Origin of the sequence: Bacillus sp. 1021, from assembly GCF_014534735.1 — a bacterium.
Taxonomy (GTDB): domain Bacteria; phylum Bacillota; class Bacilli; order Bacillales; family Bacillaceae; genus Bacillus; species Bacillus siamensis.
The window spans coordinates 375,625-387,999 of record NZ_JACVSR010000001.1 but is presented as its reverse complement, the minus strand read 5'-3'; the positions used below and the strand labels follow the sequence as shown (position 1 = coordinate 387,999).

10 protein-coding genes are annotated in these 12,375 nt (G+C 48.5%); 2 read left to right on the top strand and 8 right to left on the bottom strand.

The features are described from left to right. Positions 1-28: 28 nt before the first annotated feature. The 6 genes from ICW23_RS02160 to ICW23_RS02135 all read right to left on the bottom strand — a co-directional run bounded on the left by ICW23_RS02160 (position 29) and on the right by ICW23_RS02135 (position 7,117). Entirely contained in the window at positions 29-1,648 is a 1,620-nt protein-coding gene (locus ICW23_RS02160; protein WP_188153961.1) for a peptide ABC transporter substrate-binding protein, read from the bottom strand. Beyond that, entirely contained in the window at positions 1,645-2,676 is a 1,032-nt protein-coding gene (locus ICW23_RS02155; protein WP_188153960.1) for an ABC transporter ATP-binding protein, read from the bottom strand. Before ICW23_RS02155 ends, ICW23_RS02160 begins: the two co-directional genes overlap by 4 nt. Before the next feature lie 5 nt (positions 2,677-2,681). Beyond that, positions 2,682-3,629 carry an ABC transporter permease gene (locus ICW23_RS02150; RefSeq protein ID WP_047475384.1) on the bottom strand — a complete coding sequence of 316 codons (948 nt, stop codon included), beginning with the start codon at positions 3,627-3,629 and terminating at the stop codon, positions 2,682-2,684. Between the two features lie 5 nt (positions 3,630-3,634). Continuing rightward, a complete protein-coding gene (locus ICW23_RS02145) occupies positions 3,635-4,561 on the bottom strand; it encodes an ABC transporter permease (RefSeq protein WP_016936417.1) in 927 nt (308 codons plus the stop codon). 13 nt (positions 4,562-4,574) lie between these two features. Continuing rightward, positions 4,575-5,399 (bottom strand): M55 family metallopeptidase, encoded by an 825-nt coding sequence (locus tag ICW23_RS02140; RefSeq protein WP_016936418.1) that lies wholly within the window; start codon positions 5,397-5,399, stop codon positions 4,575-4,577. A gap of 155 nt (positions 5,400-5,554) precedes the next feature. Beyond that, complete coding sequence (locus ICW23_RS02135; protein WP_188153959.1) at positions 5,555-7,117, bottom strand: MFS transporter; 1,563 nt, start codon at positions 7,115-7,117, stop codon at positions 5,555-5,557. Positions 7,118-7,402: 285 nt separating this feature from the next. Here ICW23_RS02135 and htrA point away from each other — a divergent pair, with 285 nt between their 5' ends. Further along, a complete protein-coding gene (gene htrA, locus ICW23_RS02130; RefSeq protein ID WP_188153958.1) occupies positions 7,403-8,752 on the top strand; it encodes a serine protease HtrA in 1,350 nt (449 codons plus the stop codon). A gap of 101 nt (positions 8,753-8,853) precedes the next feature. Beyond that, positions 8,854-9,030 carry a hypothetical protein gene (locus ICW23_RS02125; RefSeq protein WP_188153957.1) on the top strand — a complete coding sequence of 59 codons (177 nt, stop codon included), beginning with the start codon at positions 8,854-8,856 and terminating at the stop codon, positions 9,028-9,030. 91 nt (positions 9,031-9,121) lie between these two features. On the opposite strand, the gene ICW23_RS02120 is transcribed toward ICW23_RS02125, so the two are convergent. Further along, entirely contained in the window at positions 9,122-10,093 is a 972-nt protein-coding gene (locus tag ICW23_RS02120) for a glycosyltransferase family 2 protein (protein WP_045925705.1), read from the bottom strand. 11 nt (positions 10,094-10,104) lie between these two features. Next, positions 10,105-12,219, bottom strand: a complete 2,115-nt coding sequence (locus tag ICW23_RS02115) for an ArnT family glycosyltransferase (protein ID WP_188153956.1) — start codon at positions 12,217-12,219, stop codon at positions 10,105-10,107. Positions 12,220-12,375: the final 156 nt, after the last annotated feature.

The following is a 12,375-nucleotide window of genomic DNA, read 5'->3' as shown; positions in this document are numbered from 1 at the left end:
AAGAGCGGTATTTGTTTCCGTTGTGATATCAGGACTTTTCCGCCCATTTCAGATCAATGTAACCGACGGGATGCCGGACAATGCCTTTCACGCCGCTGTTCTGCAGATGCACCTGATTGTAAAAATAAATCGGAATGATCGGTGCCTCGTTCATGAGCAGCTTTTCCGCTTTATGCATGAGCGCAAAACGTTTTTTTGCATCGGCTTCCTGTTTTGCCTGCTTGATATATTCGTCGTAATCCGCGCTGCCCCAGCCTGTGCGGTTCATGGAATTCCCCGTCTGGAAAGCTTCAAGAAAACTGATCGGATCTGCGTAATCCGGTAAAAATGAGCTTTGAGAAAACTGGAACTTCAGTCCTTTCTGCTCCTCTAAGAAGACGTTCCATTCCATATTGGCGAGCTTAATGTCTATACCGAGCACACTTTTGAGCTTCTGCTGTATCGCTTCCGCTATTTTCTTATGCTCCGGTTTTGTGCTGTATGTCAGTGTGACATCAGGCAGCTTGTCATAATGCTCTTCTGCCATGCCCTTTTCCAGCAGTTTTTTGGCTTCTGATTCATTCGGGGTTAATAAACTGCCGCCCGCTTCGCGGAAATCTTTCCCGTCAGGCTGCGTAAATCCCGGAGATACGAAAGCATGCGCCGGCTTTTCCCTGTTTTTGGTCACATAATCCGTGATTTCTTTTTGATCAATTGCTGCAGCAAACGCTTTTCTGATCTTTTCATTTTGGAACGGCTCCATTTTTACGTTAAAGCGATAGAAATAAAGTCCGGCCTGATCCCACGTGCGAACATTTTTTCCGCCCATCAGCTGCTCACTCAGCTCTGCCGGCACGAAAGCGGTATCCAAATCCCCCGACTGGAACATTTGATAGTCTGTATTCCGGTCACTGACCATCGCCCATGTGACTTGATCCAGTTTCACCGTCTTTTTATCCCAGTACGTCTCGTTTTTGACCATCGTCATGCTGTCATCATGCTTCCATTCCGTCAGCTTGAACGGTCCGTTGCCGACAAAGGTTTTCGCTTCAGTGAACCATTTCGGATCAGCCTTGGCGGCCCTTTCATTAATCGGGAAATACGCCGGATTGGACACGACGCTCAGAAAATAATCCTGCGGTGCCGCCAATGTGACGACCAGTGTTTTTTTATCTTTTGCCTCAACTTTCACGTCTTCTTTTTTGCCTTTTCCGCTGTTAAATTCTTCTCCGCCCTTGATCATGTAGCCGAGAAATGCGGAAGATGCGCCCGTTTTCGGATCAAGCATCCGTTTCCAGGCGTAGACGAAGTCATCCGCCGTGACGGGATCGCCATTTGTCCATTTGGCATTATCACGGATATTGAAGGTATATGTCAGCTTATCAGCGGACACCTTCCAGCTTTCCGCCATGGCCGGTTCGGGCTTATTATCTTTTCCAAGCCTCGTTAAGCCTTCCATGATGTTATTCAGCGGCTGCCAGGAAGCATTATTAAATCCGATCGGCGGATCAAGTGAGGTCGGCTCATTTTCGTTATTGAGCCGGAGCACCGTTTCGCCCCCCTGTTCTTTTGCTTTGCCGGGTTCTGTCCCCGCCTGCTCATTGGCCGTACAGCCCATCAAAGCAAACGAAACAACAGCAATCACTCCGATCGCCCATCTCTTTTTCATTTAAATCCCCCTTTTTCCTCTGCTGCCGTCAGCTGTTTGTGCTTCAGCCGCTCTGCACGGTGATCCTGAAGCCAGCAATTGACGAAATGGCTTTTGGATTTCACGGTTGTTTCCGGATATACCTTTTCACAGACGATCATCCTGTCCGGACAGCGGGCGGCAAACGGACAGCCCGGCGGCGGATCGAATAAATCAGGCGGAGTCCCGTCAATCGGCGAAAGCTCACTGTCCTCCATATCCAGCCGCGGCACTGAGCGAAGCAGCCCCTTTGTGTAGGGATGAGCCGGCCGGTAAAAAATATCATGCCTCGTGCCGATTTCGGCGATTTTTCCCGCATACATGACGGCGACCCTGTCAGCGGTTTGAGCAACAACACCGAGGTCATGCGTGATCAGAATTATAGATACGCCTGTTTTTCTTTGAATCTTCTTAAATAATTCAAGGATTTGCGCTTGAATCGTCACGTCAAGAGCCGTTGTCGGTTCATCGGCGATAATGATTTCCGGCTCACAGATCAGCGCCATCGCGATCACGATCCGCTGCCTCATGCCCCCGCTTAATTGGTGAGGATACTGCTTCAGGCGGGATTTCGAGTCAGGGATTCCGACCAGATCCAGCATAGCGAGAACCTCGGATTCAGCTTTTTTTCTCGTCATGGCGCGGTGTTCCAACAGCGCTTCCGAAAGCTGATCCCCTATGGTCAACGTCGGATTGAGCGCCGTCATCGGGTCCTGAAAAATCATAGAAATGTCGCGCCCCCGAATTGCCCGGATTTCCCGCTCCGTCATTTGGCAAAGGTCTTTCTGTTTAAATTGTATGCTTCCGGATTCAATCTTTGCCGAATGTTTCGGAAGAAGACCCATCACGGCTTGTGACGTCACGCTTTTTCCGCAGCCCGATTCACCGACGATCGCAAACGTTTCACCTTTATATAAATCAAAGCCGACGCCTCTGACGGCTTTTACGGTGCCGCCGTATGTCGAAAAAGTAACATGCAGATTTTGAACTGAAAGAATTGGCTGCGTCATTTTTCCTACCTCCTCAGTTTCGGATCTAACGCGTCCTGCAAGCCGTCTCCAAGCACGTTAAACGCGTACATCGTTAAGGAAATGAAAAAGGCGGGGAAAAACAGCCGCCACCAATGGCCTGATAAAATCGCCGGAAGCCCGTCGTTTGCCATGACGCCCCAGCTTGCAAACGGCGCCTGAATGCCGAGTCCGAGAAAACTTAGAAATGATTCCGCAAAAATCGCCGCCGGCACCGTCAGCGTCATTTGGACAATAATGGCTCCCATCGTATTCGGCAGCAGATTTTTCTTAATGATCCGAAATGTTTTCGCTCCAAACGTTTTCGAAGCAAGCACGTGTTCATCATGCTTCATCCTCAGTACCTGCCCTCTGACAATCCGCGCCATGCCGACCCATCCCGTCACGGTCAGAGCGACGATGATGGAACCGAGCCCCGGTCCCATCAGCACCATTAACAAAATGACAACGAGCAGATACGGTAAGCCGTAGAGAACTTCGATGATTCTCATCATGGCGCTGTCTGTCCGCCCACCTTTGTAGCCGGCGACGCCTCCGTAAATGACGCCGATCAAAAAGTCGATCAACGCCGCCATCACACCGACAAATAAAGAGATCCTCGCTCCGTACCATGTTCTTGTAAACACGTCCCGCCCAAGCTCGTCAGTTCCGAACCAATGTGAAAAAGACGGCGGAAGATTCTGCTCGGCGAGCGTCTGCCTCGTCACACTGTGCGGTGATATCAGCGGACCGAACACTGCTGAAAGAAACAGGCAGCATAAAATCACAAGGCCGGCCATCGCCAATTTGTTCTTTTTAAGCCGCCGCCACGCATCCTGAGTGTAAGACAGGCTCGGACGCTTCACCGACTCGGTTTCACCCTTTCTTTCCATGCCCGGCTGAAACCAGTCATCTGGCACTTCTGTGTGTTTTACCGTTTCTTGCGGGAGACTCATCAGGCTCACCCTTTCTTATGAAGTTTTATGCGCGGATCCAGCAGGCCGTATGCCAAATCAACCAGAAACAGCATGACGATCAGAATCACACTGTAAAAAACGGTCGTTCCCATAATCACCGGGTAGTCACGCTGATTGATGCTTTCCACGAAATATTTGCCCATTCCCGGAATGGCAAAGATTTTCTCGATGACGAAACTGCCCGTCAGGATACTTGCGGCAAGCGTGCCAAGTACTGTCACAACGGGCATAAGAGCATTTTTCAAGGCGTGTTTGATGATAATTTTGACAGGGGAAAGACCTTTTGCTTTTGCCGTGCGGATATAATCCTGAGTCAGCACTTCGGCCATGCTTGACCTTGTCAGCCTCGCGATAATGGCCATAGGGCCGACGGCAAGCGCAACAGTCGGCAGCACCATATGAATGGGGCTCGTCCAGGTGGCTGCCGGAAACCATTTCAGATGAACCGCAAATTGCTGAATCAGCAGTGTCGCCATAATAAAATTCGGAATGGAAATCCCCAGCACCGCAAGGCTCATGGCTGCATAATCGAGAAAGCCGCCGCGTCTGAGAGCGGCCGTTATGCCGAGCGCAAGTCCTGAAATAACAGCGACAATGATCGCCGTTATGCCAAGCTCAAAGGAAACGGGAAATCCGCGTTCAAGCATGGCGTTTACACTGTCTGACGGTTTTTTGATTGAAGGACCGAAATCAAAGGCGAGAATGGATTTTAGATAAATGGCGTATTGAGTGATAAGAGGTTCGTTCAGATGGTAGTAGGATTCGAGATTTCGCTGGACCGCTTCGTTTGTGCCCCGCTCCTCGTTAAAAGGCGAGCCGGGTATCACTTTCATCATGACAAATGTCAGAGTGGTGATGACGAGCACGGTCACAATCATGGCGATAAAACGTTTGATAAAATACCGCAGCATGCCGTTCACCCCTTTAACAGAATGTTGTTCTCATGGCGAGTTCTGTCATGACGAGCATGGCCTGATAAGCTTCCGGCATGTCTTTTGCCTGAAATTGAACGGTTGTCGTTCCCGGTACAATTTCTGTGCCCGGCATTAAATGGGCCCATTCAGCCTGTCCGTAGTTGGCAAATTCAATGCCTAATACAGGTCGATCAGGCGGTGTCAGCGGCTTGACCTTATCTTTATTTTTGAGCGCATAAGCTGTTTTTTCCGTCAGGAGCCGCCCGGCTTTTTGAGGAGACAGGCATTTGACAGCGGTTCTTGAAATGGATTGTTTGACGGCGGCAGTCGTCACATTCGGTATCAGCTCCTCCGCTTCTTTTGCGGCGCAATCGTCTCCGGCTGCCATGATAACCGGGACGCCGTAAAATCCGGCGAGGTAGGCATTCAGCCCCAGTTCACCGACCGGCTGATCATTTATGTAAAAATGGCGCACGCCGAAAATCATGCTGTGTGACATGACGCCCGGCATCGAGGCTCTTGCATGATAGCCGATAAACATCACGCCCGAATATGATTCATCAAGCCCTTGCATCATAGAAAACGGCTTGACATCCCCCGTGATCAGCTCTGCCTCAGGATGAAGTTTTTCTGCAAGCAGATTATTCATCTTAGAGTGGCTGTCGTTCACAGTCACTTCCGTGCATCCGTTATTAAACGCTTCAGCGATGCACCAGTTTGCTTCTTCAGTCATCAGAACCCTGCCGCGCTCATAATTGTGCATGCGGGAATTGACAAATGTTTCATCCGGCAGTCCGGAAATCCCCTCCATGTCTACAGATAGATACAGTTTCATATAATGCCTCCTTTTTTATTTAAAATTCCGATATTAAATTATGAATATTCTAACAAATTATATTAAAAAAGGATGAAACATGCAATATACCATTATGCCTTTATAGGAAAAAACAAACCCTTTTCACAGGGAAAAGGGTTTGTTGATAGAAAAAGTTACATCCTGTTTTTGTTTATAGGGTGACCCTGAAACTGTCTGACCGCACTTCTGTATTCGCGATCGGGAATGACCTGATGCCTGATCGGTTCAGGAACCTGCGGCGAAGGCTCTTCAGCCGCCTGCCTGCGTACGGTATGCGGTTTATGCGCCAGCTTATGTCCCATGCCGGTCGCATTCATGACAAATGATAAACACACTAAAAGCAGGCTAAAGATAAAAGCAATTAGAAACAGATCGCTGTATGTCCCCATCAGCTGGTCATGCGGCGATTGTGTGCTGCGCGCGCCCCAAAGCGTGCCCGAAGCATCTCTTTTCGTAAAATACCCGATTAATACAGGCGCGCCCATATAAATGAACAGCCGTAAAAACTGAACGGCCGTCATGCGTTTCACCAGTTCCGGAAGCGGCCCGCCCAACGCGGCGCCCATCAGTCCGGCCGCCACGATAAGCCCTGTCCCTGCCGCCAGCATCACGAAAAGACCCGCAAATAGAATAAGCGGCAGATGATGATCCGTCGTCATCCATTGAAAATTCACGAACACCAATATAACAGAGCCTGTTATGCCGAGCATGCCCGGGCCGACTTTATCATATGCTAAAGCACTGATGACAGCGGCAACGGCCACGCCTCCCAAAAGGCTCGCATATAAGAATATTAACTGGGTTTGTGACAAATGGTATGCGGTCTGAAGCTCCCCGTGAAATGCAGAAAGACTGACCGCTATGGAAATGCTGCCCGCAGCGATCATGAAAACACCCAGAATCGGCTTTGGAATCAGCATAAGTTTAATCGAAATCAGCGCATGTTCGTTTCTGTACTGCATAATCAGCAGGATCAGCAGAATGACGAAGCTTCCGCCAAATCCCGCCAATGTATGCCAAGACGAAAAGCCCCATTTCGGCAGATGAATAAACGTATAAGCGGTCAGCACGGCTGATATACCGGCCAAAAGAAAACCGATGCTGTCAAATGGAGATTTTTCAGCATTTTTATGAGCATCATCCCGCAGCCACACATAACTGAAAATCAAGCCGAAAAGAGACAGCAGGCCAAAAATGATAAACAGCCAATGCCAATGGCCGGCGGCGCTTGCCGCCGCCGTGCCTAATACGGTCCCCATAATGACGGCTCCGTAAAATCCGCCGATTAACACAAATAATGCGTAATTGCGCCGCTCAATCGGAAACGAAAGCACCAGCATCGGAATCATAATCATCAGCATAGTGCCCGCCGCAGCTCCCTGCAGCAAACGGCCCGCAGCGAGCAGGTAAATATCATTCGTCACAGCAGCGAGCAGCGCACCGATGACACCCGCGGCCATCGAAATCATATAGACAGGCCGGGAGCCGAACCTTTTTCTTAAATACGGCCCAGCCGGCACAAATAAGACGAATGCCATATTACCGATAATAATCGGATGAAAAGAGTCAAAGTTTTCCCCGCCGACCGTCTGCCGGACAAGGCTTTGGACAGCCGCAAGAGCGGTGTTCGACATCAGTCCCGGCCCGACCGCCAGCACAGCAAGCAGAGAAATAATCCAGTGATGTTTTTCTTTCATTTGGCAGCCCCTTTCTAAAATTTGACAAAGTGAAAAAGCTAACAGATTTCCCCCATTAGCTTGACAGAATTTTCATATCTTTTCATGTGAAGGATTGAACATAATATCTTATTTATTATTTCAAATCCGATGGAAATTGTCAATATAGAGCGCCGCCGTCCGATTACGTCTTTTTCACAATTTCCCACAATCTTTTCATTATTATCCCACATTTTTTGTTTAAGATGGAGTCAGTAATAATAGGCAAATCATGCTATGATGAAATAGAGAAACGGAGTGAACATGATGGATAACTATCGTGATGAAAATCGGACAGACCAAAAAGAACAGGAAGTCCTTTTAGTAAAAGAAAATCAGCAGCCGGCGAGATATTCCGCACCGGACGAGGACAAGAAAAAACGAAGCTTCGGCTGGTTCAGACCGCTTCTCGGCGGGGTGATCGGCGGGGGGCTCGCCCTCGGCATCTATTCATTTACGCCGCTTGGAGACCATCAGACTCAAGATACTTCAAATCCGGCTCCCGCTCAGGAAACGTCTTCAGTAACCGCTAAGCAGACATCTTCTGATTCCGGCAGCGGCAAATCGGCAAACAGCTCATCCGCAAATTCAAGCAGCATTTCGAATATGGTGGAAGATATTTCACCGGCGATCGTCGGAATCACCAATCTGCAAAAGCAGCAAAACAGTTCAGATTTATTCGGATTCGGTTCCGGTTCAGATTCGAACTCAAATTCATCGGGTGAAGATGCGGAAACAGGCTCAGGTTCAGGCGTTATCTTTAAGAAAGCAAACGGCAAGGCGTATATTATTACGAATAATCACGTGGTTGAAGGCGCCTCTTCCCTTAAAGTGTCATTATATGACGGCACCGATGTAACAGCTAAACTCGTCGGCCGTGATTCGCTGACAGACTTGGCCGTATTAGAAATCAGTGATAAACACGTAACAAAAACGGCAAGCTTCGGCAGCTCATCCGCTCTCAGAACGGGTGAATCCGTGATCGCCATCGGTGATCCGCTCGGCAAAGACCTTTCCCGCACCGTCACACAGGGAATCGTGAGCGGTTTAAACAGAACGGTCTCGATTTCCACGTCAGCCGGCGAGTCAAGCATCAACGTCATTCAAACCGATGCCGCGATCAATCCCGGAAACAGCGGCGGGCCGCTCTTGAATACAGACGGCAAAATCATCGGCATCAACAGCATGAAAATCAGTGAAAATGATGTAGAAGGCATCGGCTTTGCGATTCCGAGCAACGATGTCAAACCGATTGCCGAAGAGCTTCTCACGAAAGGACAGGTGGAGCGCCCTTATATCGGGGTGAGCATGATCGACTTGGAGCAAGTGCCGCAAAACTATCAGGAAGGCACACTAGGCCTCTTCGGCAAACAGCTGAATAAAGGGGTTTACATTCGCGAAGTGGCGCAGGGATCCCCTGCAGCCAAAGCCGGATTAAAAGCAGAAGACATCATTATCAGCTTGAAAGGGAAAGAAACTGACACGGGCAGCGAACTTCGCAATATTCTCTATAAGAATACGAAAGTCGGCAGCACCGTTGACGTGAAGATTATCAGAAACGGCAAGGAAATGACGAAAAAAATGAAACTGACTCAAAAAGAAGAAACTTCGTCTTAACAAAAATCCAAGGCAGCGGCCTTGGATTTTTTACACCAATAATGAAACTTTAAAGCGCAGACCGTCCGTATGAAAGATTGTACAAAGGAGGATACATACCTATGAAACAAACCGGACTTTTGCTGGTCGTTACCGGCCTGATCTTGCTGCAGCTGAGCATTCAGCTTCCTCAGCAAAACGCTGCTTGGGGCATGACGCTGGGTGCAAGCATTTTATTGAACCTGACGGGAACCGGCTTGATCATGCGCTCTCTGCACATCCAGACCGGCCGCAGATGAATGAAAAAAACCGCGGGACACGATGTGTTCTTGCGGTTTTTATTTTTGACATAAAAGCACCCTGCCCGGGTGGCCGGACAGGGTGTTTCGGTTAAGACATATGCTGATCCCGATAAACCTTTTCGTTTTTAATGCCGTACGCTTTTTGCACGATATAGAGCGGACGGTCTTTTGCTTCATCATAAATCCTTCCGATATATTCGCCGATCATTCCGAGCATTAAAAGAACGATGCCGCTGAATAACAGCTGTATCACAATCAGAGAGGACCAGCCCGTTATGGTGCTGTCTGTAAAGAGTTTCATATATAAAACGATAAACATATAGAGAAAACCCGCCCCGGACATCATCATTCCCGCGTAGCTTGCCGCCTTGAGCGGTTTATGGGAGAACGTTGTGATACCGTCCATGGAAAGCTTCAGCATTTTTTTAAGCGGGTATTTCGTTTCTCCCGCAAGCCTCTCATCACGTTCATATTCAACAGCAGTCTGCTTGAAGCCGACCCAGCTGACGAGCCCTCTGACAAAAGGATTTTTCTCTTTTAATCTTTTCATTTCGTCACAGACTTTTCGGTCAAGCAGGCGGAAATCTCCGGTATCGAGCGGAATATCAATATCAGTCACGCTCCGAAGCAGCCGGTAAAACATAGAAGCCGTCTGTTTCTTGAAAAAGGTTTCTCCCTTTCGTTTTGTTCTGACGGCGTACACGACATCGTAGCCTTCTTTCCACTGTTCAATCATATCAAGGATTAGTTCGGGAGGGTCCTGCAAATCGGCGTCAATGACGACGATTGCATTTCCCTCTGCGTAATCCATGCCCGCGGTGATCGCGATCTGGTGTCCGAAGTTTCTGGAAAAATCAATAATTTTCACTCTCGGATCAATCAGACTGTGTTCTCGTAATATTTCAATACTGCGGTCTTTGCTTCCGTCATTAACAAAGATTAATTCATAATGGTCTTTTGTTTGATCCATGACTTCTTTCAGACGCTGATAGGTTGTCTGAATGACGGGTTCTTCGTTATACACCGGGACGACAATTGAATATTGAATATGTCTGCTCATATTTTTTCCTCCTATTCATCAGATTGCAGTTCGTATAGTGAAGCTGACTGATTCATTCCGCCGGGGCCGCCGCCCATCCGGCTGTTTTCACCTGCGGTCTTGCTGCGCTTTGTATCAGCTGCATCATGATTTTTCGTTTTCTGATCTGTGCTTGTTTGCCATTTATCTGAAGATACTTTCTTACCGTTTTTCTCAACCCATTCAACAATTTCGTTGTTTCCGCCTTTGCCCATTCCGGATGTTAAGAAGTATTTTACTTTCCCTTCTTTTACGAGCTTTTTAAATTGAGTCAGCGTGATGGCCGGGTCAGATCCGCTGAATCCGCCGATCGCCATGACCGCTTTTTTCGTTTTAATAATGTAAGGCGCCGCGGTGTTGGAATCCGTTGTTGCAAATAGATAGTCCGCTCCGGTGTTATGTTTCTCTAAATAGTTGATCAGTTTTTTATTTACAGAGGCGTTATTCATTCCCATGCCTTTCCCGCTTGTTGACGCAAGCTGGGGGCCTGTTTCAGGCAATGAGCTGTTGCCCCCGTACAGAAGCGGTGTGCTCGCCCAATATAATGGCATCACCAGCAAGACGAGAAGAGCGGCAAGTGACAGATAATAACTGAGCGGTTTTTGGCGCTGTTTGAACACGGACAGAGCGATTGCAGACAAAGCTCCGATAACGCCAACACCGATGCTCCAACCTGCGCCGATTTGATCAATCCAGTTTCTGAGGATAAACAGCTCAAATCCGGTTGTCACAAGAATGGCGGCTGGCAGAAGCCAAGACTTCCAGCCTGTCTCCGTGCGGTACAGATGAACGAGGGCGACCCATCCTGCACCAGCAAGAGCAGCAATCGGAGGGGCCAGCATAATGAGATAATAATGGTGGAAAAATTCCGCCACACTGAAGAATCCGGCAATCGGCACTAGCCACGCTGCCCAAAAGATCGTTTCCTTCTGTTCTTCTGACAATCTTCTTCTTTCTCTCGCCCCGGCGATCAGTAAACCGGCCATTCCAAAAATCGCAAACGGCAGGAGCCAGCTGATCTGATCAGATAATTCTTGTTGGAAGAGCCGCAGCGGACCGGGGGTTCCCGTACCGAACATTCCTGAACCTGATTGCATTTTTGAGCTGGTGCCTGCGCCTCCTTTTCCTCCGCCGCTTGGAGGGCCTCCTTGACCGCCGCTTGGCATTTGCCCGTTAGATGGAGGTTCCGTCATGTTGCCGTTTTGTGATTTGCCTTCGCTTGAAGACTGTCCGGGCGGCGCCTGCATTTGTGATGAACCGGCGGAAGAAGCCTTTTCTTTCGAAGCGTTTCCGTGCAGCATGCCCTGACCGCCGCCCGAACTTTGGCCTGTCAGCCGCTGAATCCCGTTATATCCGAAAGCCAATTCCAATACGGAGTTGGTCTGGCTGCTTCCGACATATGGCCGTTTGCCGGCAGGGATATTGTCAACAATGAGCGGCCACGATAACGAAACAGCCGCTAATACGGCCAGCGCGCTTACCAATGAAATGATTTTTTTCTTTATGGTTGTGTTTGCCGCAATCATATAGAACAGCAAGAAAGCCGGTAAAATCATATAAGCTTGAAGCATTTTTGTATTAAAACCTACCCCGACGACAAAGAACGCCGCCAGAAGCCAAATCAGTTTTCCTTTTCGAATCGCTTTAAAGAGGAGCCATGTGGCGAACAGCAGGAAAAAGACCAGTAAAGCATCGACATTGTTTGTCCGCGCGACCGCTGCAGCGATCGGGGTGCATGCCATGACAAATGAGGCGATGCGGGCCGCCGTTTTTCCGAACGTCGGCTTTATTAATAAGTACATGAACAGAACCGAGCCTACACCCGCCAATGCTTGAGGCAGGATGACACTCCACCCGTGCATACCGAATATCAGCGCGCTGATCGTTTGAATCTGGTATGTAACAGGCGGTTTATCTACCGTAATAAATCCGGCTGCGTCAAATGAAGCGTAAAAGAAATTATGAAAGCTTTGAAGCATACTCGTTACCGCTGCGGTGTAATAAGGGTTCACCGTATCGTCATTCCAGATGTTGTACATATTCAAGAATGCGGAAGCGAGTAAAATGAGGATTAAGACTGCGTCTATCTCGCGTTTTTTCATTTTCACCTGTGTTTTCACTCCTTTGGTTGAACTTTGAACAAGTGTAACAACCAAATGTGAAAAATTTATTAATAAACAAAGACAATTATTTTGCCGTTTACAAATGGGTAAAAAGAATGACAAAACGGTTTTAGAAAGCAAAAAAAGATGCCTCCCTCAAGC

Excerpts from the sequence above, each read along its gene's own strand:
- ICW23_RS02145 (WP_016936417.1), bottom strand. The coding sequence starts at position 4,561 with ATGCTGCGGTATTTTATCAAACGTTTTATCGCCATGATTGTGACCGTG.
- ICW23_RS02120 (WP_045925705.1), bottom strand. The coding sequence starts at position 10,093 with ATGAGCAGACATATTCAATATTCAATTGTCGTCCCGGTGTATAACGAA.
- ICW23_RS02135 (WP_188153959.1), bottom strand. The coding sequence starts at position 7,117 with ATGAAAGAAAAACATCACTGGATTATTTCTCTGCTTGCTGTGCTGGCG.
- ICW23_RS02160 (WP_188153961.1), bottom strand. The coding sequence starts at position 1,648 with ATGAAAAAGAGATGGGCGATCGGAGTGATTGCTGTTGTTTCGTTTGCT.
- ICW23_RS02155 (WP_188153960.1), bottom strand. The coding sequence starts at position 2,676 with ATGACGCAGCCAATTCTTTCAGTTCAAAATCTGCATGTTACTTTTTCG.
- htrA (WP_188153958.1), top strand. The coding sequence starts at position 7,403 with ATGGATAACTATCGTGATGAAAATCGGACAGACCAAAAAGAACAGGAA.
- ICW23_RS02125 (WP_188153957.1), top strand. The coding sequence starts at position 8,854 with ATGAAACAAACCGGACTTTTGCTGGTCGTTACCGGCCTGATCTTGCTG.
- ICW23_RS02140 (WP_016936418.1), bottom strand. The coding sequence starts at position 5,399 with ATGAAACTGTATCTATCTGTAGACATGGAGGGGATTTCCGGACTGCCG.
- ICW23_RS02150 (WP_047475384.1), bottom strand. The coding sequence starts at position 3,629 with ATGAGTCTCCCGCAAGAAACGGTAAAACACACAGAAGTGCCAGATGAC.